Below are 25,447 nucleotides of genomic sequence, written 5' to 3' on the forward strand. Positions count from 1 at the left end.
CCTCGGACTGCGGTATCATGGTTTAGAGCTGGGCGTGGGGCTGCCGGTGGTTACCGGCTCGGACGGGTTGATGGCTCAGGAACAGAAATCTGACTCGGCGGCGGCTGCCAAGGCGCTGCCCGACGTGGCCGCATCTCCGGCCGCGTCGCAGGCGTCGGCCTCCGCACTGATTCCGCCTCCCCTGGCCGGAAACGCAAATTCCGGCGCTAAATCCTCGGGCCCCGATCTCAGCGACGCCCTGTCCCTCGTCTCCACGCCTGCGAGCGCGCCGAACCTCGGCTCCCCGACGGCAACGGTGCACCATAGGTTGCCGCCACCACTTCCCAACATGGCTTCCCGCGCGCAGGCTGCTCCGGCCGTGATGCCGCCTCTCTCCGGCAACGACAAGGGTGACCGCCCCGGCGGAGACAAGCAGCCACCTCAATCGGCCGAGCCCGCGGCGCGGCGCATGGCGCGCCGGCGACCCGCCGGACCTCCCCGCGGAAAGATCGCGGCCAACGACGACGCGCCCTCCATCGGCGGCCTCATCTACGCGCTCGAGCAGAAGCCTTCTTCGGCGCCTTTCAAGTACGCCGCGATCGCGACCGCTGTCTGGACCGTCATCTGCCTCGCGTTTTCTTACGTCATCGTGCGGGCGGAGCTCGAAGCGGGCGCGACCTTCCTCTCGCTGTTCGAGAAGCCTTCGACGTTCCTCACCGCGACCGCGATTATCGTTCCCGTGGCTGTGCTGTGGGCGCTGGCGCTTCTCGCGTGGCGCTCCGACGAGTTGCGCTTACGCTCCTCGACCATGACAGAGGTCGCAATCCGGCTCGCGGAGCCGGACCGTATGGCCGAGCAATCGGTCGCCTCTCTCGGGCAGGCTGTGCGCCGTCAGGTCGGCTTCATGAACGACGCCATCTCGCGCGCGCTCGGACGCGCGGGTGAGCTCGAAGCCCTGGTTCACAACGAGGTCACCGCGCTCGAACGCTCCTACGAGGAGAACGAGCGAAAGATCCGCGGTCTCATCCAGGAGCTCGCGGGTGAGCGCAACTCTCTGCTCTCCACCAGCGAGCGTGTCACAGAGACGCTGAAGACGCTCGGAACCGATATTCCCTCGCTGATCGACAAACTCTCGAACCAGCAGATCAAGCTCGCGCATATCATCCAGGGCGCGGGCGACAACCTCACCGCCCTCGAATCCGCAGTGGGGCAGAGCACCGACCGGCTGGAGCACGCGCTCGGCAGCAAGACCGAGCAACTGCAGGGGATGCTCGAAGGGTATACGTCCGGCCTCGCGATGGCGCTCGGTGCACGCACGGACCAGCTTCAGGACGCGATCGCGAGCTACGTGACAACGCTCGACACCTCGCTCAGCAACAGGACCGAGAAGTTGCAGCTCGTCTTCGAGGAGTATGCGCGGGCCCTCGACACCTCGATCAGCAATCGCGCGCAGGCGCTCGACATTCAGCTCGTGGAGCGCACCAAGGCGCTCGATGCCGCGTTCGGTCAGCGGTTGAAGTCGTTCGACGAATCCATCGTGCGCTCGACCATGACCATCGATACCGCGGTTGCCGAAAAGGCGCGCGCCCTTACCTCCGCACTCGACAATCACGCGCGCACGTTCAGCGAGACGATCTCGCGTCAGGCCGTCAATCTCGATGAGAGCCTGATGCATGGCATCAACTCCGTGCGCCGCACGAGCGAGAACATCACGCGCCAGTCGCTCAAGGCCATCGAGGGACTAGCAGGTCAGTCCGAGATGCTGAAGCGCGTGTCGGAGAACCTGCTCTCGCAGGTCAACGCCGTCACCAATCGTTTCGAGGGCCAGGGTCAGGCGATCATGCGCGCCGCCAACTCGCTCGAGAACGCCAACTTCAAGATCGGATCCACCCTGCAGGGCCGCCACGCCGAGCTTTCCAGCACGATGGACCGGCTCTCCGGAAAGGCGGACGAGTTCGGCCGTTTCGTAGAAGGCTTCTCGTCGTCGATGGAAGGCACGCTGGCCACTGCCGAGCAGCGTGCGCGCGCGACGGCCGAGCAGCTCAGGGCGAGCGCGGAAGCCACCAAGCGCACGGCCCTCGACGATCTGGAGCGGTTCCGCCTCGAAGCCGGCGCGGAGGGCGAGCGCGCGCTCGACGAGCTTCGCTCGCGCTTCTCGTCGATCTCCAACGTGGTCTCGGAGCAGCTCTCCTCGCTCACGAGCCGGATCGACCAGACCTCCGACGAGGTCAGGCAGCGGGCGAGCCGCGCGGCCGCCGATATCGCCGCCGAGCAAGTGCGCCTCAAGGAGCAGATGGAGCGGCTTCCCACCGCCACGCGCGAGAACGCGGAGGCCATGCGGCGCGCGCTTCAGGACCAGCTCCGCGCCATCGAGCAGCTTTCCAACCTCACGACGCGCTCGCTCGCCGGGCGGGATGTGACGCCGCCGCAGCCGCCCATGCCCGGCACACCCGGCGTTCCGTCTCTGACGAGCAGCTATGTTGCAGAGGCACGCGCCGTGTCGGACACCGGGCCGCGCGCGCTCAGCACGCTTTCCACACCGGCGGCGCCCGATCCCGTCTACCGGGCCGCGCCGCCTCCGCCGTCGCCCTATCAGGCACCGCTCTCACGTCCCGCCGTTTCGCAAGCGCCTGCCGCAGAGAACCGTGATGGGTGGTCGCTCGGCGATCTTCTGGCGCGCGCGTCGCGCGATGACGAAGCCCATCATCCCGCGCCTGTCATGCACGCGCCTCCGCAGGCGCCGGTCCCCTTCCACAGCCAGATCGACGTGATCGCGCGTGCACTCGATCCGGCGACGACGGCCGCGCTCTGGCAGCGCATCGCGGCAGGCCAGCGCGGCGTGATGGTGCGCAGCATCTATACGCCGGAAGGCCGCGCCATCTTCGACGATCTCAGCGTGCGTTACCGCACCGATCCGGACCTGCAGCGGACGATCAACCACTACCTCGTCGACTTCGAGAACATCCGGCGCGACGCGGAGCAGCGCGATCCCTCCGGCCGGGCGATCAACGCTCATCTGCTGTCGGACATGGGGCGGGTTTATCTCTTCCTCGCGCACGTCAGCGGGCGTATCACTTAGCTCCCTTCCCGCTGGCGATCGATGCTGCGCGTCGATGATCGCGCGTCTGGGATCGCAAGTCAGGCGCCACGGTTTTCATGTCTCTTCGCTCCCTTTCCATCTCCGTCGACCGCTTCGCGCTCAAGGTGCCGTTCGTGATCGCCCGCGGAGCAAAGACGCATGCGGTGGTGGTCGCGGTGTCGATTTCCGACGGGCGGGTGACCGGTCGGGGGGAATGCACGCCCTATGCGCGCTATGGCGAGACGCCGGAAAGCGTGGTGGCCGCCATTGAGGACGCAAGCCGTGTCCCTGGCCTGCTCGCGAGCCGGGACATTCTTGCCGCCTCGTTGCCTCCGGGCGCGGCGCGCAACGCGCTCGACTGCGCGCTCTGGGATTTCGAAGCGAAAGCGAGCGGGAGGAGCGTGGCGGCAAGCCTGGGATGCGCGCCGCTCGCGGGTGTCGAGACGTGCTTCACCCTAAGCCTAGACACCCCTGCAGCCATGGCGCGCGCTGCGCAGGATGCAACCGCGCACAGGCTTCTGAAGCTCAAGCTTGGCGGCGCTGGCGATATCGATCGTATGGCGGCGGTACGCCAGGCGAGACCGGACGCGCGGCTCGTCGCGGACGCCAACGAGTCCTGGACCGACGACATGGTGGAGCCGTTCCTGGCGGCTGCGGCCGAATCCGATTTCGAGCTCGTCGAGCAGCCGCTTCCGGCTGGCGCGGATGCCATGCTCGAAGGGTTGATGCGCTCCGTGCCTGTGTGCGCCGACGAAAGCGTGCATACGCGCGCCGATCTGGCGGACGTTCTCCATTGCTACGACGCCGTCAACATCAAGCTCGACAAGGCGGGCGGGCTCACCGAAGCGCTCGCCTTGCGGGAGGCGGCAGGGGAGGCTGGGCTCAAGGTGATGGTTGGTTCGATGGTCGCGACCTCGCTCGCGGTCGCGCCCGCGTTTCTGATCGCGCAGGACGCAGATTGGGTGGACCTCGACGGACCTTTGCTGCTCGCGACCGACCGCGATCCGCCCGTGCGCTTCCAGGATGGAAAGTTGCAGCCACCTTCCGCGCAGCTCTGGGGCTGAGCCCCCTCACCTCAAACTTTCGCGGCCTCCGGGCTGGTCCACAGCAGGCCGCCCTGCCATTTTGCACGCACGTAAAGCGCGGCGGCAAATCCTATTGCCGCGAGGAGGGCCATGGCGAGATAGGCGTGGCCGCCGATGCTCGGATAGAGCCTGCCTGCGGTCAGCGTGGCCGCGCCCATCAGGAGGCCGGCCGCGACCGTCGCGTACATGGCCTGAGCCGTTCCCTGCGCGCTTTCGGGAACAGCGCGCGAGATGAAGTGCATGGCACCCAGGTGCGAAGCGCCATAGGTGAGCGTGTGGAGCATCTGGAGCGGGATCAGCGCCGGGAGCGACGGACTGAAGCTCATCAGCGCCCAGCGCAGCACGGCGGCGGCGGTGGCGCTGACCATCAGCGTCACGGGTCCCCAGCGCTGCACGATGTCGCCGGAGTAGGCGAAGAGCATCACCTCGCCGACTATGGCGATGGCCCAGAGGGCGCCGACCCAGGCGGTGGAGATGCCCTGGGCGTGCCACGTGAGCGCGCCGAAGGTGTAGAACATGCCGTGCGCGCCTTGGGCGGCGCCGGCAGCCAGCAGGAACGCCAGGAACACGGGCGTGCGGACGAGACGGAGCGCCTCCTCCGTGCTGCCGCCGCGAATGGCGCCCTGATGGGAGAGCGTTTCGGCAGGCACCTGATCCGGGCCGGGCGCGAGCCGCAGCTTTTCCGGAAGCTGTGAGGCGATGGCCACCGTCGCGATCGCGCCGACGATGATACAATAGACGACGGCATCGGCGCCTGCGTGATCGATCAGCCAGCCGCCGACGAAGCCCGCGGTCACGAACGTGATCGAGCCCCAAAGGCGCATACGCCCGTAGTCGAGCCCTTTCGCGCGCACACCGGCCACGGCAATCGTCTCGGTCAGCGGCATGATGGTCGAGAGCGCGATGGCGAAGGGCACCGCCAGCAGGAAGATGGCCCAGAAGCTCTCCATCCGGCTCAAGGCCAGCACGAGCACGAGCGCGAGCCAGGCGAGCCCGTTGACGATCCTGCGATGAGCGCCGGTGCGATCGGCCAGGATGGCGACGGTGGGCGTTATGAAGACGCGCAGGAAGAAGGGAGCGGCCGTGATGGCGGCGATCTCGCCCGCGGTGAGGCCGCGCGTGTCGAGCCAGACGGGGAGATACGGCAGATGCACGCCGTAGATCAGAAAAAGGGCGCCGTAGAACGCAGCGAGACGCAGGCTGTAGGAGGCGCGCGCCGACATCGCCAGGAGGCTGCTCCCCCGCCCGTCCTTCTCAAGTCCTCCCATGTCGGCAGTCCGATCTCGCGGCTTGGCTCTTATTATGGCGCCTGCGTTTGTCCGGCGGCGCGAGCGTCTTTATCAGGGGCCTGCGGCGGGCGCGAGCGCTTCGGGCAAGAAAAAACCGGCCCGGAAGAACCGGACCGGTTTTTTGCCGAGCTTCGCAGCGTCCCTGATCGCCACTTAGCTCCCCCCAAAGTCGTGTAGTCAGTAGTATGTGCGCTGCTCTATCGCCCCCCGACGACGGCGCTGCACGGGCAGGAGAGTTGCAGAACCCAAAGAGACTGACAAGATGGGCGCGACGCATTGCCGGTCCGGCGATGCTTCGGCGCAACAGTTACTGTCTCCGGATTGCATGGAGATGATCGACAGGGCCGTCACCCGCGCCGACGGACAGCGTTTTTCCGGCCTCGATCGCCTTCCAGACGAAGCTTTTCGCATCTGCCACAGCCGTCTCGAGCGTGGCTTTTTGCGCAAGACGCGCCGCGATGGCGGCTGCCAGCGTGCAGCCCGTGCCGTGGGTGTTGCGCGTGGCGATGCGCGGCGCCGTGAGACGGCTCAGACCGTCCCGGCTCACGAGAATGTCGGTGGCGTCCACCCCCTCCCCGTGCCCGCCCTTCACCAGCACCGCCTTGGGGCCGAGCGCCAGAATGCGGCGGGCCTGCGCCTCCATCTCGCCGAGGGAGGTGGCGACAGGCGCCTCAAGCAGGCGGGCGGCCTCACGCAGGTTCGGCGTCACGATGTCGGCGAGCGGAAACAGGCGCGTTCTCACGGCGTCGATCGCTTCGGGAGCGAGCAGCACGTCGCCGCTGGTCGCCACCATGACGGGATCGATGACGAGCGGCACTCCCGCGAACCGCGCGAGACCTTCGGCGACGGTTTCCACGGTCACGCGATCGGCCAGCATGCCGGTTTTTATTGCGCCCACAGCGAGATCGGAGGCGACCGACGTCATCTGCGCAGCGATGATGCCGGGCGGCAGCGTCAGCACGCCCTGCACGCCGCGTGTGTTCTGCGCGGTGATGGCGGTGATCGCGGACGCGCCGTAGACGCCCAGCACCGTGAACGTCTTGAGATCGGCCTGAATGCCCGCCCCGCCCGAGCTGTCGGACCCGGCGATGGTGAGCGCGATGGGTGTGGCCACGTCCTCAACCTCCGGGCGTTAGCGTGCGGAGATCGTGCTGGAGCTTTTCGGGCGTCATCAGCTCCTCGACGCGGGCTAGGCCCGGGAACGTCTCGATCAGCCATTGTCCGAGCGCCTGGATGCTGAACCACTCGAACACGTTGAGGAAGGCGATGCCGGTCAGCACCAGCAGCAGGCCCATGATCTTCTCCATCAGCCCCAGATGGCGGCGGAAGCGGTGCATGAACGACAGGAACGGGCGGATGGCCACCGCCGCCAGCACGAACGGAACGCCGAGCCCGGCCGAATAGACCGCGAGCAGCCGCACGCCCGCGCCCAGGCTCGCCTCGTTGGCGGCGAGCGCGAGCACCGTCGAGAGGATGGGGCCGATGCAGGGCGTCCAGCCGAAGGCGAAGGCGAGACCCATCACATAGGCACCGGCGAGGCTCGCGCTCGACTGCTCGGCCTGATAGCGCTTCTCGGTGAGCAGGAAGGGGATGCGCAGCACGCCGAGGAAGTGCAGGCCGAACAGGATGATCACGAGGCCGGCGGCGAAGGAGAGCTCGGCGCGCCAGGTCTGGATCACCTGGCCGATCAAGGAGGCGCTGGCGCCGAGCGCGATGAAGACGGTGGAGAAGCCGAGCACGAAGAAGACGGAGGCGAGCACGACGCGGCGCCAGACCGCGCGCTCGAGACCCTTTTCGTCGGAAAGCTGCTCGAAGGTGGTGCCGCCGAGGTAGCTCAGGTAAGGCGGCACCAGCGGCAGAACGCAGGGTGAGAGGAAGCTCACCAGACCCGCCAGCGCGACACCGAGATAAAGATGGGCTTCAGCGAGCATCAGGCAGCCCTCGTTCGATCATCGTGCGAGCGCGGCTACGCCCGGCAGCTCGCGGCCCTCCAGCCATTCGAGGAAGGCACCGCCCGCGCTCGACACGTAGGTGAAATCGTCCGTCACGCCGGCCGCGTTGAGGGCCGCAACGGTGTCACCGCCGCCCGCCACCGAGACCAGCGATCCGGCCTTGGTTCTCTCGGCCGCCGCACGCGCGAGCGCGAACGTCCCCTCGCCGAAGGGGGCGATCTCAAAAGCGCCGAGCGGGCCGTTCCAGAGCAGCGTCTCGCAGCGCGAGAGCACATCGACGTAATGGGCGACGGTCTTGGGACCCACGTCGAGGATCATCTCATCGGCCGGAACCTCGGTGGTGATGACGGTGCGCGAAGGTGCGCCTGCTTCGAAGCGCGCGGCGACCACCACATCCTGCGGCAGCACGATCTCGCAGCTCCGCGCCTTGGCGGCGTGCATGATCTCCTTGGCGGTCGCGACGAGATCGGGCTCGGCCAGCGACTTGCCGATCTCGATGCCGCCCGCGAGCAGGAACGTATTGGCCATGCCACCGCCGATGATCAGCTTGTCGACCTTGGCCGAAAGATTGGTGAGGACCGGGATCTTGGTCGAGACCTTGGCGCCGCCGACGACGGCCGCGACCGGCCGCTTGGGCTGATCGAGCGCGCTGCGCAGAGCCTGGATCTCCTCCATCATGAGGGGACCGGCGTAAGCGGGCAGCAGCTTGGCGAGCCCTTCCGTCGAGGCGTGGGCGCGATGGGCCGCGGAGAACGCGTCGTTCACGAAGATATCGCCGAGTGCGGCCAGCGCTTTCGTGAATTCCGGATCGTTCTTCTCCTCGCCTTTGTGGAAGCGGGTGTTCTCCAGCACGACGATGCCGCCGTTCTTGAGCGCGGACACCGCGTCGGATGCCGCCTGCCCGATGCAATCCGAGGCGTGCGCGACCGGGAGGCCGACGAGCTTGCCGAGCGCGGCGGCGACGGGCGCCAGCGAATTCTCCTTGTCGGGCCCATCCTTCGGACGGCCGAAGTGCGAGAGCACCACCACACGCGCGCCGCGTTTCGCGAGATCCTGGAGGCCCGGAACGATACGCTCGAGGCGCGTTGCGTCGGTCACCACGCCGTTCTTCGCTGGGACGTTGAGATCCGCCCTCACGAGCACTCGCTTGCCAGCGAGATCGAGGCCGTCTGTGGTCTTGAGCTTGTCGAGGTTCATGGCTGCCCGTGTGGAGTTGCGCTTGCGGTTATGTTCACACGTGTCTGACTCCGGCCTTCGCCGGAGTGACGAAATGAAGGGAGCCGGCTGCCTCCGAGACGTCATCCCGGCGGAAGCCGGGATCCAGACATATTTCGGTAGAGCAAAACGCCCCCACGATCTGCACCTCACCCCTTCTTGGCGAGGGCGCGGGCGGCCTCCGCGATCTTGCCGGTGGTGAGGCCAAAATGCTCGAAGAGCTTCGCGGCCGGCGCCGAGGCACCGAAATCGGAAAGCCCGATGAAGCGATCGCCGGGGCGCAGCCACTCGTGCCAACCCTGCGCGACGGCCGCCTCGACGGCGATGCGCGGCGCGGAGCCCAGCACCTCGTTGCGATAGGCTTCGTCCTGGCTGCGGAACAGCTCGAACGACGGCAGCGAGACAACGGCCGCGTTGATGCCGTCCTTAGCGAGGAGCGCCGCCGTTTCGGCCACGAGGCCGACCTCGGAGCCCGTTGCAATCAGCGTCACATCGCGCTTGGCGCCACCGCTCACCACGTAGCCGCCCTTGGCCGTGAGGTTCGTGGTCTCGCCCGGATTGGCGCGGAGTGCCGTCGGCACGGCCTGACGCGAGAGCGCGAGCAACGACGGCGTCTTGGTCTGCGAAAGTGCGATCTCCCAGGCTTCCGCCGTCTCCAGCGCATCGGCCGGGCGCAGCACGACGAGGTTCGGGATCGCGCGCAGCGAGGCCAGATGCTCGACGGGCTGATGGGTGGGACCGTCCTCGCCGAGGCCGATGCTGTCATGCGTCATCACGTAGACGACGCGCTGGTGCATCAGCGCGGAGAGGCGGATCGAAGGACGGCAGTAGTCGGTGAAGACGAGGAACGTCGCGCCATACGGGATGAAGCCGCCGTGCAGCGCGATGCCGTTCATGGCCGCGGCCATGCCGTGCTCGCGCACGCCATAGTGGATGTAGTTGCCGGCGAAGCTTCCGGGCGCAACCGACGTGTGATGCTTGGTGCGCGTGCCGTTCGACGGCGTGAGGTCGGCCGATCCGCCGAGCAGCTCCGGCACGACGGGCACGAGGTTTTCGAGCGTCAACTGCGACCAGACACGGGTCGCGCGCTTGGCGGTGTCGGCGGCGAACTGCGTCTTGGAGGCGGCGATGGCGTCCGCGATCGCCTTGCTGCGCTGGGCGGCTGCAGGGGTCTCGAACGCAGCCTTCGCCTCGGGAGACGCCTTGGCGAGGCGCTTCTTCCAGGCGGCGTTCTCAGCCGCGCCCTTGGCACCCAACGCGCGCCATGCGCCCAGCACGGGAGCCGGGATGACGAAGGGCTCGGCGCTCCAGCCGAGCTTCTCGCGCGCGCCCTTGATCTCGTCCACGCCCAGCGGCTCGCCGTGGGTCGACGACTTTCCAGCCTTGTTGGGCGCGCCGTAGCCGATCACCGTCTTGCAGGCGATCAGCCAGGGCTTGGAGCTGTCGGCGCGGGCCTTTGCGAGAGCGGCCGAGATTGCTTTCGGATCGTGGCCGTCGACGCGGATGGTGTTCCAGCCGGACGCGGCGAAGCGTGCCACCTGATCGTCGGAGACGGAGAGGTTCGTCGGGCCGTCGATCGAAATCGAGTTGTCGTCCCAGAGCACGATGAGCTTGCCGAGCTTCAAGTGGCCTGCGAGCGAGATCGCCTCGTGGCTGATGCCCTCCATCAGGCAGCCGTCGCCGGCGAGGCAATAGGTGTAGTGGCCCACGAGATCGTCGCCCAGGCGGGCATTCTGAAGCCGTTCCGCGAGCGCCATGCCGACCGCGTTGGCGATGCCCTGACCCAGAGGGCCGGTGGTGGTCTCGATGCCGGGGGCGTGGCCGAACTCGGGGTGACCGGCGGTCTTCGAGCCGAGCTGGCGAAAGTTCTCGATCTGGCCGATGTCCATTCCCGGATAGCCGGTGAGGTACAGCAGCGCGTAAAGCAGCATGGAGCCGTGGCCGGCGGAGAGCACGAAGCGGTCGCGGTCGGGCCAGGCGGGGTCTGCGGGATCGAAACGAAGGGCCTCGGAGAAAAGCACCGTCGCCACATCCGCCATGCCCATCGGCATGCCGGGATGGCCGGAATTGGCCTTCTGCACGGCGTCCATTGCGAGCGCGCGGATCGCGTTGGCCATATCCTTGGTGGCGGCGGTCGCCCCCACCTTCGTCTCTTGCGCCTCACCCATTCTCGCCTAGTCCTTCCGAAGTCCGCGGCCGTCCGGCCTTGTCAAGCGGGCACATTTAACGGGGCGAGGCCCAGCCGTCTACCGCGCAAAGGGCGCAGCGGCGGTTCGCCGACAGGACAATTCGCGCTTTGCCGGACAGCGCCACGCTGTGGCGTTTTGCTGCCGAAAAACCCGTTCGAGATCAGATCTTTGTCAGGCGGCGGTCTCGCTCTTGGCAGCAGGCTTCTCCTGCAGCACCGGTTTCGCCAGTTTGGCGGGCTTGGCGTCCCCGATTTCCTTGTCCGCCTCCCGGTCCTCGGCGAAGAGCCGCTCCAAGGTGGCCGCGTCGCTCCGGGCCTTGGCCTGCATCTTCTCCATGTCGCTGTAGTCGGCGTAGTCCTCCATCAGGCGGCGCTGGTCGTGGGCCTTGAAAGTCTTGGTCACACGCTCGCTTTCCCGCTCGCTGTAGCCCAAGCCGACGAGGAGCTGGCGGGTGGTCTCGATGGCCGAAAGGAACGTCTCGCGCTGGATGCTGGTGATGCCGAGATCGAGCAGGCGATGGGCGTGGTTGCGATTGCGGGCGCGGGCAAAAATCGGAACATGAGGATATTGCCGCCTGACCAGCTCGGCCGTGCGGAGGGAAGCCTCCACATCGTCGATCGCGAGCACGAAGGCGCGCGCCTTTCCCGTCTGCGCAGCCTCCAGGATATCCCCCCGGCTCGCATCGCCAAAGAAAGCCTGGGAGCCGAACTTCTTCACAAGATCGACCTGCTCGGCGGAAATGTCGAGGGCGATGAACGGGATCTTCTTGCCGCGCAGAACACGGGCCACGATCTGGCCGAAACGCCCGAAGCCCGCGATCACCACATGCTCGTCGCGCAGGGGCAGGTTGTCGTAGGCGGGCGCGGCGCTCTTTCCGATGCGGGCGCTAAGCCGGTCGAGGGCCAGCAGCAGCGGGGTCGCGGCCATCGAAAGGGTCACGACGGCCACCAGCAGATCGCTCGTATGGCGGGAGAGAACGCCCGCGCCGAGGCCGGCTGCGAACAGCACGAAGCCGAACTCCCCGCCCTGGCTGAGCGAGAGGCCGAGACGGCGCGCTGGCCGGTTGTCCAGCCCCACTGCCCGGCCCAGGCCATAGAGAATGATCGCCTTCACCGCGACCAGCGCGAGAGCGAGACCCAGCACCGTGCCCGGCTCCTTGAGCACGAGGTTCAAGTTCAGCGACATGCCGACGGCGGTGAAGAACAATCCCAGAAGAAGCCCCTGAAAGGGTTGTATGTCAGCTTCGAGCTGGTGGCGGTAGGAGCTTTCCGAGAGCAGTGCGCCCGCGATGAAGGCGCCGAGGGCCGCGGATAGCCCCGCTTTCTGCATCAGGATGGTGACGCCGACGACCGTCAACAGGGCCGCGGCCGTCATGGCCTCCTTCACTTTGGTCCGGGCGACGAGCCTCAGGAGCGAGTCGAGGCCGAAGTAGCCGATCAGCGCCACCGCCGCGATGGTTCCGAGCCCGCGGAGGGCCGCGGTGAGGTCCATGGCATTCCCCACGTCCACGGCTTTGGACGCGAACAACGGGACGAGCGCAATCAGGGGGATGGCCGCCAAATCCTGGAACAGGAGAACGGCGAAGGCGAGACGTCCATGGCGAGCGGCTAGATCGCCCTGCTCTTCCAGCACCTGAAGCGCGAACGCCGTTGAGGATAGCGCCAGGGCAAGCCCCACGAACAGGGCGGTCTGCCAGGCGTGGCCGAGCACCGACGCCGCCGTCGCCAGTACCATCGCCGTCAGAGCCACCTGAGCGCCGCCCAACCGAAAGATGGCGTTTCGCATGGCCCAGAGGCGCTTGGGGCGCAATTCCAGACCGATCAGGAACAGCAGCAGGATGATGCCGAACTCCGACAGCTCCAGGATCTCGTGGGCGTCGTTGCTCGAAAACACGTGGCGGATGCCGTGCGGCCCCAGCGCAATCCCGGCCACCAGATAGCCCAGCACCGTTCCGATCCCGAGCCATCGCGCCACCGGCGGCGCGATCGCCATGGCAGCGAGCAGCAGGGCAATCTCGGTCAACGTGACGTGCGGCATCTTTCACCGGCTTTTCGGGGATGGGACGGTACTTTCACAGGTTCGAAGCTGCTGCGTCCACCCTCAATGCGTCTTGCCATGCGGATTCGGAAATCCAGCCGCCCGACTGCTGCGTAAGGAGCCTGCAAGGGCTGCGTCTGCCGCGCGGTTTTGAGCGTATGGCTGGGCGCGACTGCGAGGTTCCGCTATGCTTCGGGTCCTTGATGGGGGGCGCGTCCTGCGTTCCCTCGCAGTGAATGCACCGAGGACTATGGCTGATCTCTTGCAACGGGTGGCCGCGAACGGCGACGTCGAGGCCTTCAGGGCGCTGTTCCAGTCCTACGCACCGCGCGTCAAATCCTACATGATGCGGCAAGGGGCTGATCCGCGCACTGCCGAGGAGCTTGCGCAGGAAACCTTGCTCACGGTGTGGCGGAAGGCGGCCCTTTACTCCGACGACAAGGGAAGTGCGACAACGTGGATTTTCACGATCGCGCGGAACCTTCGCATCGACCGCCTGCGCAAGGAGGTGGCCTGGCAGCCTCTGCCCGAGAACAACGACGAGGAGCCGTCGCCGGAGCCCACCCCGGACGAGGAGCTTTCCGAGCGGGAGCGGAGCGAAAAGGTGCGCAGTGTGCTCGCCGAGTTGCCGGCCGATCAATCCGAAGTCGTCACCCTCGCGTATGTGGAGGGACTGTCGCACAGCGAGATCGCTCAGCGACTGGGCTTGCCGCTCGGAACCGTGAAATCACGCATGCGCCTCGCCTACCAGAAGATTCGCGATGCGCTCGAGGACTTGAGATAGATGACGATCTCGCATCATCCGGACATCGCAAACCTGATGTGCTGCGCGGCAGGCAGCCAGCCGGAGACGTTCGCCGCCGTGATCGCCTCGCACCTGTCGCTGTGCAAGACCTGCTGCTGTGAAGTGAGGCGGATGCAGCAGATCGGCGTCGCATTGTTCGACAAGCTCGAGCCGGTGGGCATGAGCGGCCCGGCACCCGTGGTCGCCATGCGGGCGGGCGAGGCAGACGCCGACGCAAAAGGCGATCCGTCCTCAGTTTCCGCACCCGCGCCGTGCGGACAGAACGCGGGCGAGGTGCCCCGCCCGCTCGTGCCTCTTATCGGCGCCGACCTCGATCAGGTGGCCTGGCGGTGGGTTGCGCCGGGGATCTGGATTTTTCCGGTTCCGCTCTCCAAGGGATGCTGTGGCGAGCTGCGCCTCATTAAGGTGGCCCCGGGCAAGACCATGCCCGAGCATGGGCATGCGGGCCAGGAGCTCACCCTCATCCTGCGGGGAAGCTATACGGATGCGTTCGGGACTTACCGCGTGGGCGACGTGGCGGATCTGGACGAAGGGGTCGCCCACGGGCCGGTTGCCTGCCCCGAGAAAGGTTGCATCTGCCTGATGGCGACCGAGGGCAAGCTGATCTTCAAGAGCCCCGTCGCCCGCCTGCTGCAGCCTCTACTCGGGCTTTGAACGGCGCTCAGGTCCCGGCGCGCGACTTGGTCAGTGCGTCGAGAGCCATCAGATCCTTCATAAGCGGCTCGAACTCCTTCAGCGGCAGCATGTTGGGGCCGTCCGAGGGGGCGTTGTCAGGGTCCTGATGCGTCTCGATGAAAAGCCCCGCCACGCCAACGGCGACGGCGGCACGCGCCAGCACGGGCACGAAGCGGCGATCGCCGCCCGAGCTGCCGCCCAGGCCGCCCGGCTGCTGGACGGCGTGAGTCGCGTCGAAGATCACCGGCGCGCCGGTTTCGGCCATCTGCGGAAGGCCCCGCATGTCGACCACCAGGGTGTTGTAGCCGAACGAGCTTCCGCGCTCGGTGAGCAGCACGTTCGGATTGCCCGATCCCACCACTTTGGCGACCACGTTTTTCATGTCCCAGGGCGCCAGGAACTGGCCCTTCTTGACCTTCACCACCCGTCCGGTTTCGGCGGCGGCGATGAGGAGGTCCGTCTGCCGGCAGAGAAAGGCCGGGATCTGGAGCACGTCAGCCACAGGAGCCACGAGCTTGCACTGATCTTTCTCGTGCACGTCGGTGACGACGGGCAGCCCCAGTTTCTCGCGGATCTCGGCAAAGACCTCGATGGCCTTGTCGAGGCCGATGCCCCGCTTGCCGCCGAGGGAGGTGCGGTTTGCCTTGTCGAACGACGATTTGTAGACGAGGCCGAGGCCGAGCCGTCCGGCCGCTTCCTTGAGGGCGCCCGCCATTTCGAGGGCGTGGGTGCGGCTTTCCATCTGGCAGGGACCGGCGAACACCACGATGGGGGCCGAATTGGCGACGGTGAGCGAGCCGATGCCGACGCGCGCATTGGGTTTTAAGGGATCGATTTGGGTCATGGCGCCCTTATAGCGGCTTCCGAAGGGCCTTGGGAGTGCCCCCTCCCGCCAACCCACGGATTATGAGCATGCCGGTTTCCGTGTGCTCGATGCGAGCTCTGGGGCCGGTGTCGCAAGCTTGACGCTTGCCCTTTGGATCAAAGTCGCAAGCTTGACGCTTGCTCCGGGGCTTTCTACACCCACATCAGCAACTTCCTGCGTCAGATTGGCCGATCTTGGGCCATTCGGCGCTTCAGCGCCCCCACCGAGGCCCAGCCCCATGCTCGTCCTGATCGATAACTACGACAGCTTCACCTACAATCTCGTGCATTTCCTGGGCGAGCTCGGCACCAAGTCCGAGGTGATCCGCAACGACAAGGTGACGGCGGAAGAAGTGCTGAAGATGAAGCCCAAGGCGATCGTGCTCTCGCCCGGCCCGTGCACACCGAACGAAGCGGGCGTGTGCCTCGATCTCATCGCCAAGGCCGGCTCGAAGATCCCGCTGCTCGGGGTTTGCCTCGGCCATCAGGCCATCGGCCAAGCCTACGGCGGCAAGGTGATCCGCGCGCCGGAGCCCATGCACGGCAAGCTGTCAACCATCCGCCACACCGACAAGGGCGTGTTCAAGGGGCTGCCCGAGCGCATCGAGGTGACGCGCTATCACTCGCTCATCGTCGAGCGGAAAAGCCTGCCCGATTGCCTCGAGGTGAACGCCGAGACCAGCGACGGGCTCATCATGGGCCTCATGCACAAGACGCATCCCGTCCATGGCGTTCAGTTCCATCCCGAGAGCATCGCATCCGAGCAGGGCCATGCCCTCCTCGCCAACTTCCTCGAAATTGCGGGCCTCTCGCCGCGCCGGCGGAACGCGCCGCGTCCGCGCGACGCCGCTTGATCGGGGCTCCGGGGGACGCATGGTCAACGTGACAGGCGTGAAATCCATACTGCAGGCCGTCGCCGCAGGGGAGAAGCTCTCGGCCGCGGAGATGGCGCAGGCCGTGGACGTGCTCACGGCGGAAGCCACGCCCGTGCAGATGGCGGCCTTCCTGATGGGACTGCGCGTGCGAGGCGAGACCGTGGACGAGATCGCGGGCGCGGCGCGCGCAATGCGCGAGAAGATGACCGCCGTCTCCGTTCCAGCGGGCGCGATCGACATCGTCGGCACGGGCGGCGACGGGCACGGCACGTTCAACGTCTCGACGGGTGCCGCGCTGGTTGCGGCGGGCGCGGGCCTCAAGGTGGCCAAGCACGGCAATCGCTCCGTCTCCTCGCTGTCGGGCGCGTCCGACGTGCTCTCTGCGCTGGGCGTAAAGCTCGATTGCGGCCCGGCGCTGATCGAGCGGGCGGTGAATGAAGCGGGTGTCGGTTTCCTGTGGGCGCCTGCCCATCATCCCGCCTTCAAAGCCTGGGGTGCGGCCCGCGCCGAGCTCGGAATTCGCACGCTTTTCAACCTGCTCGGCCCTGTCTGCAATCCCGCGCGCGTCAAGCATCACGTGCTCGGCGTGTTCGACCGCGCCTGGGTGGAGCCGATCGCGGACGTGCTGCGCGCGCTCGGGTCCGAGCGGGCGTGGGTGGTGCACGGACACGATGGCCTCGACGAACTTTCGACGACCGGCCCGACCACCGTCGCCTCGCTCGAGAACGGCAAGATCACGACGTTCGAGGTCACGCCGGAGGACGCAGGCCTCATGCGCGTGAGCCTCGCCGATCTCAAGGGCGGCGACAGCGCGCACAACGCGCAGGCGCTCAAGGACCTGCTCGCGGGTGCCCCCGGAGCCTATCGCGACATCGTGCTGCTCAACACGGCGGCCGCACTGATCGTCGGCGGGCGGGCACGATCCCTTGCCGAAGGCGTTGCTCAGGCGCAGGAGTCGATCGGTTCTGGGCGGGCGGCTGCGGCGCTTCAAAAGCTCGTCTCCATCAGCCAGCAGGCAGGTTGACCTCTTTCCTCGTGCAGGATTCCCTGTCCCGGCGGGCGTGGTAGGGTGGCTAATTGCCGTGCTCGCAGCCGAGAGAGGTTCTCCTCCATGCCCCGCGCTCTCGCCACGACGTTGCTTGTGCTTCTGCTCTCCGCGATCGGAGCCGTTGTTACACCGCTCCAAGCGGGCGAAGCGCAAATGCCCAAGACGCTGATCATCGGCTACGACGAGGAAGGCAAGGTTGACGCCTCGGAGGAGGCTTGCCGCGCCTTCGTGACGTCAGTGGTCGAATGGGAGAAGCCGGAGGTCGATCAGGGCGTGAAGGACGTCTGCGCCATGCGCAAGCGTCACGTGGACGCCTACGCAGCGTTTCAGGCGGCTTATGCGAAGCTCCGCGCCGCGCTGGTGGATCAATCGCGCCTCGACGGAGCGGCTGCCGCCCAGCATCTCGCGCTGATGATCAAGAGTTGCATCGATCACAAATGGGGCCTCACCACAGGCGGGCACAACATCCGCCTCGACATGGTGCCGAACGAAATCGCGGCCGACTGCCTGACCCTCGGCCGCGACCTGATCGTCAAGGAAACGGCCTTTCTCAACGGCAACTAGGCGCCCTGCCGCCTAGCCTCCGTTGGTAAATGGCGCCCGACCCGCCGCGATGCGCCGTATTTCCGGGCCTCATTCGCTCTCCGATCGGCCAATTCGGGCAGGGCGCTTGATCTTTGCTTGATCCTCAGTCTTATCGATGTGGAAACTTCACCTTCCGAGGGGCTTTTCTGGGCCTTCGGACGCATCTGGTACGCGCTTCGACATGGCAGACATTCTCGAGAAGATCACCCAGTACAAGCGCGAAGAGGTTGCGCGTGCGCGCGAGGCCTTGCCGTTGCAGGTTCTTGCCGAGCTGGCGCGCAGTGCGCCCGCCGTGCGCCCGTTCGCTGCCGCGCTCGACGCGCGCCATCGCGCAGGCCAGACGGCGCTGATCGCCGAAATCAAGAAGGCCTCGCCGTCGAAAGGATTGATCCGCGAGGATTTCGATCCGCCGCAGCTCGCCCGCGCCTACGAGGCAGGCGGAGCGGCGTGCCTCTCGATCCTGACCGACGGTCCCTCGTTCCAGGGCGCGCCCGACTATCTCACCTCCGCGCGCGCGGCCGTCTCGCTGCCGGTGCTGCGCAAGGATTTCATGATCGACACCTATCAGGTGGTGGAAGCGCGCGCCTGGGGCGCAGACTGCATCCTGATCATCATGGCGGAGGTGGACGACGCACTCGCGGCGGACCTCGCCTCGGCTGCGCGCGACTGGGGCATGGACGCGATCGTGGAGGTGCACGACGGGGCCGAGCTCGATCGCGCCTTGAAGCTCGATTGCCGCCTCATCGGCATCAACAATCGCAATCTCAAGACGTTCGAGACGACGCTCGCCACCACAGAAGCGCTCGCCCCGCGCGTGCCGAAGGGCCGCATCGTCATCGGCGAGAGCGGCATCTTCACGCCGGCCGACATCAGCCGCCTGAAGTGCGCCGGCGTCGAGACCTTCCTGGTCGGCGAAAGTCTCATGCGCCAGGCCGACGTCACGGCGGCGACGCGCACCTTGCTCACGCCCGAGGCCGCCTGATGACGAAGCTCACCCATCTCGACGAAGCAGGCCGCGCCCGCATGGTGGACGTTGGCGCGAAAGACGTGACGAGCCGCACGGCCGTTGCGGAAGGCTTCATCGCGATGAAACCCGAGACGCTGGCGCTCATCCGCTCGGGTGGCGCGCCCAAGGGTGACGTGCTGGCCGCCGCGCGAATCGCGGGGATCATGGCCGCGAAGAAGACGAGCGAGCTCATTCCGCTGTGCCATCCGCTTGCGCTTACTAAAGCGGCCGTCGATTTCACGCCGTCTGAGACGCCGGCCGGCTTTCATATTCGCGCCGAAGTCAGCGTCACCGGGCAGACGGGCGTGGAGATGGAGGCCCTGACCGCCGTCTCCGTGGCCGGCCTCACGCTGTACGACATGCTGAAAGCGGTCGATCGCGGGATGGAGATCAGCGGCATTCGCCTCGCCTCGAAGACGGGTGGACGCTCCGGCACCTACGAAGCGCCCAAACGCGAAAGCGGATCCTGACGCCATGACACTTCTCTCCGCCGACGCTGCCCTCGCCCGTATCCTGGATGGCGTCGCGCCGCTTCCCGAGGAAACGGTTCCTGTCGAGCAGGCGGACGGGCGGGTGCTCGCACGCGATCTCGCGGCAACCCTCACGCAGCCGCCGTTCGATGCGTCGGCGATGGACGGCTATGCGGTGTACGGCGATGCGGCCGCTAAGCCGGGAGACCGCTGGACGGTGATCGGCGAGTCGGCGGCCGGCCGCGGCTTTGCGGGCTCCGCCGCTCCGGGTCAGGCGGTGCGCATCTTCACAGGCGCGCCCCTGCCCGCGGGCTGCGGCACCGTCGTGATCCAGGAAAACGTCGCGCGCGAGGGCTGCGACATCGTCGCGACGGATGCTACTCCGGCCAAGGGCAACATCCGGCCCGCGGGGGTGGATTTCGCAGCCGGCATCGTCGCGCTCCGGCGTGGGCGCCGCCTCGATCCTCATGCGCTGACACTCGCAGCCGCCATGGGGCACGCCTCGGTGCCGGTGACGCGCCGCCCTGTGGTCGCGATCCTGGCGACGGGAGACGAGCTCGTTCCGCCGGGCACGCAACCCGGTCCCGATCAAATCGTTTCGTCCAATCCAGTAGGTCTTGCGGCGCTGGTCGAGCGCGCGGGCGGCACGGCGCGGCTTCTCGGCATCGCGCCCGACCGCTTAGATGCTCTCGCCGCGCGTATTGCGGAAGCACGCGGAGCGGACGTGCTCGTCACGATCGGCGGCGCGTCGGTCGGCGACCATGATCTCGTGGGACCTGCCCTGCGCAAGGAAGGCATCGATCTCGCGTTCTGGAGGGTTGCGATCCGGCCGGGCAAACCGCTGATGTTCGGCCATCTCGGAAAGACGCGGGTGCTGGGGCTGCCGGGCAATCCGGTTTCCGCGCTCATCACCGCGCGGGTGTTCCTGGTGCCGCTCGTGCAGGTGATGACCGGGTTGCCTGCGGATGCACAGGAGCGCGAGACCGCGATCCTCACGCAGCCTCTCGACGCCAACGGTCCACGCCTTCATCTGATGCGCGCGAAGCTCGGCCGGAGGCACGACGGCCTGCTCACGGTGGCGCCCATGCCGTCACAGGACAGCTCGCTGCTGACGGCGCTCGCGGAGGCCAACTGCCTCATCCACCGGCCCGTGAATGCGCCCGCCGCCAAGCCCGGCGATACGGTGATCATCGAGCGCCTGCGCGACTGACCGGCTGATCCAGAACGTTGCACTTGCAGAACGTGGCGAGAACGATTAGCGTACATTCACGTTTTGTTTAGGTGAGTCTCGCGCAAAACGTTCGTGGTCGTCGTTTAGGGTTGAGGATCGTAACGGTCCCCCGCGAAAGGATAGCTGCGCGTTCGACGTTGAGGGGCCGGTCTTGCGCGACGCAGGAGCCTTGTCCATTCGAAATGGATGGCCCTTCGAAAGGGATGTTGGAGCGCCGCGTTGTTGGCGCCTCGGCGCGTGATCGGAACAGATATTTTATTGTCTTGGCCTCGCAATGAGGTCTCGCACGGGAGGCACGATGCTGACTTTGAAGCAGAAGGAGCTTTTGCTCTTCATTCATGAGCGCATGCAGGCCGATGGCGTGCCGCCTTCGTTCGACGAGATGAAAGACGCGCTCGACCTCAAATCCAAGTCGGGCATTCACCGCTTGATTACGGCCCTGGTGGAGCGGGGCTTCATCCGCCGCCTTCCTCATCGCGCCCGCGCCATCGAGGTGCTGAAGCTTCCGGAAAGCTCGACGGCCGCGTCTGCCGCCACTGTCGCGACGGTTGCAGCGGAACCCAGGCGGATCGGCTTCCAGCCGAGCGTGATCGAGGGCGCGAAAGCCCGCAACATCATGCCCCCGCCCTCTCATATGATCGACAGCCGAACGGTCTCGGTTCCGGTGATGGGCCGGATCGCTGCGGGCGTGCCGATCTCGGCGATCCAGAACCATACGCACGACATCGCCTGCCCGCCGGATCTGCTCACCAATGGCGAGCATTTCGCGCTGGAGGTGAAGGGCGACTCGATGATCGAAGCCGGCATTCACGACGGCGACACGGTGATCATCCGCCGCTGCGATACGGCCGAGAACGGCGACATCGTGGTGGCACTCGTCGAGCATGAGGAAGCGACCCTCAAGCGCCTGCGCAAGAAGGGCTCGACGATCGCGCTCGAGGCTGCAAATCCCGAATTCAAGACGCGCATTTTCGGTCCCGATCAGGTGGACATTCAGGGGCGCCTCGTGGGGCTCATCCGCCGCTACTAGTCGCGCTCGTCGTCCAACGGCATCTCTTCGGTGGGCTGGTCGCTCGATGGTGACCGGCCCATCGTGTTTTCCGGAGGCGTAACAGGGGCAGGGGCGCGGCGGGGCCTCAACGGGCGCTCTGTCCAAGGCCGCTCGCCCCTCCGGCTCGCGACCGTTTCCACCTTCTCGATCGCCGGTTTCTCGCTCCCCTGCGCCGTCGCAAGATAGATGGCGTGGGTGCCGTCGCGTCTCAACGTGGCGCGATCGAGGACGAGGCGCGGGTGTGCGCAACCCCGGGAGCGCTCGGATCCGCCGATCACGATGTCGGCCTTTTTGCAGTCTTCCGCCGCCGCGGACGGGTGGCGCTCGACGGCGAGCGTAAGTCCTCGCACACCGGCAATGCAGCCCACGCCATCGCAACGAAATGCCGTCCCGCGCATCACGTCGCGGGGGGCGCGCGCATCGCCATCGTGCTCGAGCCAGCGTGTCAACTCGAAGCTGCCAGAGCGTGAGCCCATGGCGGCGAGCGTGCCGTCGCTTGAGCGGAGAGCTACGAGCTCACCCCCGCGTCCGGCGAGGACGTCGGGACGCGGGTCATCTCCCGCCACGACGAGGCCCGCTCCGATGGCGGCGAGGCCGAGCATGCGCCACCGCGTCTGCCAGAGCGTGAGCCACAGGCCTCCCGCGATCATGAGGGCAAAGCTCATATCGGAGATCTTGGGAATGTGCATCACGGCGCCGGGCAGGCTCGCGACCCAGTGAGCGCTTGCGGACATGACGTCGATCCCCTTCGCCATGATCGCGAGGGGCAAGGCTTCGAGGCCGAAGGGCATCATCACGAGCGTCAGCAGCGCCGCCGGCATGACGATCAGGTTGCAGATCGGAACCGATATCAAGTTCGCGAGCAGCGCATACTGCTGGCTGCGGTGGAAGTGATAGGCGCCGATGGGCGCGACGGCGAGGCTTGCGATCACGGTGGAGAGCACGATGCCGCCGAGGAAGAACGCGACGGGGCGAAGCCAGCCCGCAAGCTCCCGCTCACTCGATTGCGACCGCGCCGTCTCATAGGCGGCGATGAGCGACACGACGGCCGCAAACGACATCTGGAACCCGGCGTCGAGCAGGCTTTCGGGCATGACGGCGAGAACGACGAACGCCGCGATCGCGACGTTGCGCATGGCAAGGGCCTGCCGGTCCAGCATCACGGCGGCGAACATGATCGCGATCATGAGAAACGCGCGCTGGGTGGCGACGGACTGACCGGAGATGAGAAGATAGCTGGCCGCGCCGGCGAGCGCTGCGGCGGCTGCCCATTTCTTCGTGGGGAAGCGCAGCGCGATGGCCGGAAACGCGGCGAGCAGAATGCGGATGGACGCGAACACCGCGCCCGCCATGATCACCATGTGCAGACCTGAAATGGAGAGAATGTGCACGAGGCCGGAGTCGCGATAGGCGTCGTTGGTGGCCTCCGTGATGGCGCCGCGCTCCCCGGTGATGAGTGATACGGCGATGGCGCCGGTTTCGCCCGGTACGGCGGCGCGTATGCGCTCCCCGATGCCCTGGCGCAGGCGCTCGAGGGCATCGCGCGCGTTCTGGACGAGGCTCTGGTCGCGCGCCTCCGCCTGCGCGATGATTTCGGCTGGGGCGATGGCGTAACCGGTCGCTCCCAGACGTTGGAACCAGGCCGTGCGGGCAAAGTCGTAGCCGCCCGGCAGTGCGGGGACGGAGGGCGGGCGCAGCGTCGCGCGCAGGCGCACGAGGTCTCCGGGCTTCAAGCCCTCGCGCTCGATCATCACGCGGATGCGGACGCGTTCGGGGCGATCCCCGGGGGCGAGCCCCTTGATGTCGGTCACGCGCAGGGTGATGCGCTCGCCGCGGGCCGGTCTCGGCTCGATCAGCTCGACGATCCCTTTCACCTCGGCCCGGCGGATCTCGTGGCCGAGTACGGGTGCGCGGGTCCATTCGGTGCGCAGCTTGGCGAGGGTGAAGCCGAGGGATGCGGTCAGTACGCCCAGCGCCAGGATGGACAAGAGACCCGCCTTGCGGCTCGCGCTCGCGAGACCCAGCGCCATCATGGGGAGCGCCAGCGCTATCCAGAGGCTTGGCTCGTGCGCGCGGGCAAAGTAGATCGCGATGCCGGTGCCGAGGGCGACGGGGGTCCACACGAACCAGCGGGCACGCTCGCGTTCGAGGCTTTCCCGCAGCCCGCCCGCCTGCGCCAGAACAGGCGAGATCCGCCGCCAGGCCGCGGCGAGCGTGCCTTCCCGCCCTGCACTCTCGGGAGAAACGTCCAATCCCGCCCCCTGCCCCGCGCGTACCTGCCTTGCCCTAGGCCTTTGATTCCGATCTCTTCTTCGCTCGCGAGCCCAGGCCGCTCTTTTCGGCAAGCACACTAGTCTCGCCTTGTGCGGCTATGCTACATGGCGAGCCAATTCACACCAACCCGAGCCGATCATCCATGACCGAGTCCAAACGAACGCCGCCCGGCGCTCCCGTCGTGCGTTTCGCCCCTTCGCCCACCGGCTATCTGCATATCGGCGGTGCGCGCACGGCGCTTTTCAATTGGCTCTACGCCAAGCGCACGGGCGGCACGTTCCTGCTCCGGATCGAGGATACGGACCGCGAGCGGAACAATCCCGAGGCCGTGGCCGCGATCCTGGACGGCGTGCGGTGGCTCGGGCTCGAATGGGACGGCGAGCCGGTCTCGCAGTTCTCGCGTGCGGATCGCCATCGCGAGGTGGCGCTGGCCCTGCTCGAACGTGGCGGCGCCTATCGCTGCTATCTGACGGCAGCCGAGATCGACCAGATGCGGAAGGACGCGGAAGCTGAGAAGCGTCCGCTCACCATTCGCTCACCCTGGCGCGATCGCGATCCGTCGGAGGCACCGGCCGGTCAGCCGTACACGATCCGGCTCAAGGCGCCGCGCGAAGGCGAGACGGTGGTCGAGGATCATGTGCAGGGCCGTGTCGTGTTCCAGAACAAGGAACTCGACGACCTGATCATCCTCAGAAGCGACGGTAACCCGACCTACAATCTCGCCGTGGTTGTGGACGATCACGACATGGGCGTGACGCACGTCATTCGCGGCGTGGATCACCTGACCAACGCCGCACGCCAGTCGCAGATCTATCTCGGCATGGGATGGGCGATCCCCGAATGGGCGCACGTGCCGCTGATCCATGGCGCGGACGGCGCCAAGCTTTCGAAGCGGCATGGCGCTCAGGGCGTCGAGGAATACCGCGCCATGGGCTATCTGCCGGTGGCGCTGCGCAACTATCTTGTGCGTCTCGGCTGGAGCCATGGTGACGACGAGATCATTTCGACGGAAGATCTCATCCGCTGGTTCGACATCGACGACATCAACAAGAGCGCAGCACGCTTCGACTTCAAGAAGCTCGACGATCTCAACGGTCATTATTTGCGCACAACGCCCGATTCCGAGCTGCTTGCCGGAATTCAGGGCATCCTGCCTCATCTCGATTTCGCAGCCCTCTCGGCGATCGCCGTCGATCCCAAGGCGCCGATCAGATCCGACATCGCGCTCGCCCGCGAGGTCGCGGCCCAGGTGCCGGGCGTCACCACAGGGCCGGAGCTGGCGCGCCGCTTCGAGGCCAAGGGATGGGAGCGTCTGCTCCAGGCCCTGCCTTCTCTGAAAGAGCGAGCCAAGACGCTTGCGGAGCTTGTCGGTCAAGCGCTTTTCATCGTGGCCGAGCGCCCCCTTAGTCTAGATGACAAGGCCCAGAAGCTGATGGATGCTGAGGCTCGGGCGATTCTGACGGCTCTCGTGCCGCGTTTCGAAGCCTCCGCCGAATGGACCCCGGGTGCGCTCGAGGCTCTTGTTCGCACGTATGCGGAGGAAACAGGCACGAAGCTCGGCAAGGTTGCTCAGCCGCTGCGCTCCGCCCTCACCGGACGCACGGTTTCGCCGCCCGTGTTCGATGTCATGAGCGTTCTCGGGCGTGAGGAAACCCTCGCCCGGCTTGGCGAACAAATTCGCTGAAGCCGCTTCACAAGCTTCGCTACTTCGTCATTTCGTAGAATTGCATTTCCGCTA

General features: G+C 66.8%; 20 protein-coding genes. 12 read left to right on the forward strand and 8 right to left on the reverse strand.

The annotated features are described in order from the left end of the window. The first annotated feature begins 70 nt into the window (after positions 1 to 70). Both PE058_RS12200 and dgcA read left to right on the forward strand, forming a co-directional pair. Positions 71 to 3,058, forward strand: coding sequence for an apolipoprotein A1/A4/E domain-containing protein (locus PE058_RS12200; protein WP_271028511.1), 2,988 nt, complete (start codon positions 71 to 73; stop codon positions 3,056 to 3,058). Between the two features lie 77 nt (positions 3,059 to 3,135). Next, on the forward strand, positions 3,136 to 4,122 hold the full coding sequence (gene dgcA, locus PE058_RS12205; RefSeq protein WP_271028512.1) for an N-acetyl-D-Glu racemase DgcA: 987 nt from the start codon (positions 3,136 to 3,138) through the stop codon (positions 4,120 to 4,122). A gap of 11 nt (positions 4,123 to 4,133) precedes the next feature. Here the strand turns inward: dgcA and PE058_RS12210 are convergent, their stop codons facing one another. The 6 genes from PE058_RS12210 to PE058_RS12235 form a co-directional block, all read right to left on the reverse strand. Beyond that, positions 4,134 to 5,411 carry an MFS transporter gene (locus PE058_RS12210; protein ID WP_271028513.1) on the reverse strand — a complete coding sequence of 426 codons (1,278 nt, stop codon included), beginning with the start codon at positions 5,409 to 5,411 and terminating at the stop codon, positions 4,134 to 4,136. Positions 5,412 to 5,739: 328 nt separating this feature from the next. Continuing rightward, positions 5,740 to 6,546: a bifunctional hydroxymethylpyrimidine kinase/phosphomethylpyrimidine kinase gene (thiD, locus tag PE058_RS12215; RefSeq protein ID WP_271028514.1), complete on the reverse strand. Its 807-nt coding sequence runs from the start codon at positions 6,544 to 6,546 to the stop codon at positions 5,740 to 5,742. A gap of 4 nt (positions 6,547 to 6,550) precedes the next feature. Continuing rightward, entirely contained in the window at positions 6,551 to 7,363 is an 813-nt protein-coding gene (locus PE058_RS12220) for a cytochrome c biogenesis CcdA family protein (protein WP_271028515.1), read from the reverse strand. Positions 7,364 to 7,381: 18 nt separating this feature from the next. After that, on the reverse strand, positions 7,382 to 8,581 hold the full coding sequence (locus PE058_RS12225) for a phosphoglycerate kinase (RefSeq protein WP_271028516.1): 1,200 nt from the start codon (positions 8,579 to 8,581) through the stop codon (positions 7,382 to 7,384). 167 nt (positions 8,582 to 8,748) lie between these two features. Continuing rightward, on the reverse strand, positions 8,749 to 10,767 hold the full coding sequence (gene tkt, locus PE058_RS12230; protein ID WP_271028517.1) for a transketolase: 2,019 nt from the start codon (positions 10,765 to 10,767) through the stop codon (positions 8,749 to 8,751). Between the two features lie 192 nt (positions 10,768 to 10,959). Further along, positions 10,960 to 12,825: a cation:proton antiporter domain-containing protein gene (locus PE058_RS12235; RefSeq protein WP_020086664.1), complete on the reverse strand. Its 1,866-nt coding sequence runs from the start codon at positions 12,823 to 12,825 to the stop codon at positions 10,960 to 10,962. A gap of 250 nt (positions 12,826 to 13,075) precedes the next feature. Here PE058_RS12235 and PE058_RS12240 point away from each other — a divergent pair, with 250 nt between their 5' ends. Both PE058_RS12240 and PE058_RS12245 read left to right on the forward strand, forming a co-directional pair. Continuing rightward, the gene (locus tag PE058_RS12240) at positions 13,076 to 13,609 is read left to right on the forward strand and encodes a sigma-70 family RNA polymerase sigma factor (RefSeq protein WP_020086663.1); all 534 of its coding nucleotides are present in this window, start codon (positions 13,076 to 13,078) and stop codon (positions 13,607 to 13,609) included. Then, the gene (locus PE058_RS12245; RefSeq protein ID WP_271028518.1) at positions 13,610 to 14,284 is read left to right on the forward strand and encodes a ChrR family anti-sigma-E factor; all 675 of its coding nucleotides are present in this window, start codon (positions 13,610 to 13,612) and stop codon (positions 14,282 to 14,284) included. It begins immediately after the preceding gene. 7 nt (positions 14,285 to 14,291) lie between these two features. Here PE058_RS12245 and kdsA read toward each other — a convergent pair whose 3' ends face one another. Then, on the reverse strand, positions 14,292 to 15,149 hold the full coding sequence (gene kdsA / locus PE058_RS12250; protein ID WP_020086661.1) for a 3-deoxy-8-phosphooctulonate synthase: 858 nt from the start codon (positions 15,147 to 15,149) through the stop codon (positions 14,292 to 14,294). A gap of 259 nt (positions 15,150 to 15,408) precedes the next feature. Between kdsA and PE058_RS12255 the strand changes: the two genes are divergently transcribed. The 7 genes from PE058_RS12255 (at position 15,409) to lexA (ending at position 21,414) form a co-directional block, all read left to right on the forward strand. Continuing rightward, positions 15,409 to 16,023, forward strand: a complete 615-nt coding sequence (locus PE058_RS12255; protein ID WP_020086660.1) for an anthranilate synthase component II — start codon at positions 15,409 to 15,411, stop codon at positions 16,021 to 16,023. A gap of 28 nt (positions 16,024 to 16,051) precedes the next feature. After that, a complete protein-coding gene (gene trpD / locus PE058_RS12260) occupies positions 16,052 to 17,068 on the forward strand; it encodes an anthranilate phosphoribosyltransferase (protein WP_198011205.1) in 1,017 nt (338 codons plus the stop codon). A gap of 87 nt (positions 17,069 to 17,155) precedes the next feature. Then, on the forward strand, positions 17,156 to 17,656 hold the full coding sequence (locus PE058_RS12265) for a hypothetical protein (protein ID WP_271028519.1): 501 nt from the start codon (positions 17,156 to 17,158) through the stop codon (positions 17,654 to 17,656). Between the two features lie 202 nt (positions 17,657 to 17,858). Then, on the forward strand, positions 17,859 to 18,659 hold the full coding sequence (trpC, locus tag PE058_RS12270) for an indole-3-glycerol phosphate synthase TrpC (RefSeq protein ID WP_271028520.1): 801 nt from the start codon (positions 17,859 to 17,861) through the stop codon (positions 18,657 to 18,659). Next, complete coding sequence (gene moaC, locus PE058_RS12275; protein WP_020086656.1) at positions 18,659 to 19,153, forward strand: cyclic pyranopterin monophosphate synthase MoaC; 495 nt, start codon at positions 18,659 to 18,661, stop codon at positions 19,151 to 19,153. The genes trpC and moaC overlap by 1 nt, the downstream gene beginning before the upstream one ends. Positions 19,154 to 19,157: 4 nt before the next feature. After that, positions 19,158 to 20,363, forward strand: a complete 1,206-nt coding sequence (locus tag PE058_RS12280) for a molybdopterin molybdotransferase MoeA (protein ID WP_271028521.1) — start codon at positions 19,158 to 19,160, stop codon at positions 20,361 to 20,363. Between the two features lie 319 nt (positions 20,364 to 20,682). Further along, positions 20,683 to 21,414 carry a transcriptional repressor LexA gene (gene lexA, locus PE058_RS12285; RefSeq protein WP_020086654.1) on the forward strand — a complete coding sequence of 244 codons (732 nt, stop codon included), beginning with the start codon at positions 20,683 to 20,685 and terminating at the stop codon, positions 21,412 to 21,414. Here lexA and PE058_RS12290 read toward each other — a convergent pair. Further along, complete coding sequence (locus PE058_RS12290) at positions 21,411 to 23,687, reverse strand: ComEC/Rec2 family competence protein (protein ID WP_271028522.1); 2,277 nt, start codon at positions 23,685 to 23,687, stop codon at positions 21,411 to 21,413. The genes lexA and PE058_RS12290 overlap by 4 nt on opposite strands. A gap of 164 nt (positions 23,688 to 23,851) precedes the next feature. Here PE058_RS12290 and gltX point away from each other — a divergent pair, with 164 nt between their 5' ends. Further along, the gene (gltX, locus tag PE058_RS12295) at positions 23,852 to 25,393 is read left to right on the forward strand and encodes a glutamate--tRNA ligase (protein WP_271028523.1); all 1,542 of its coding nucleotides are present in this window, start codon (positions 23,852 to 23,854) and stop codon (positions 25,391 to 25,393) included. The last annotated feature ends 54 nt before the right edge of the window (positions 25,394 to 25,447 follow it).

The sequence above is a fragment of the Hyphomicrobium sp. DMF-1 genome, from assembly GCF_027886585.1.
Classification (GTDB): Bacteria; Pseudomonadota; Alphaproteobacteria; order Rhizobiales; family Hyphomicrobiaceae; genus Hyphomicrobium_C; species Hyphomicrobium_C zavarzinii.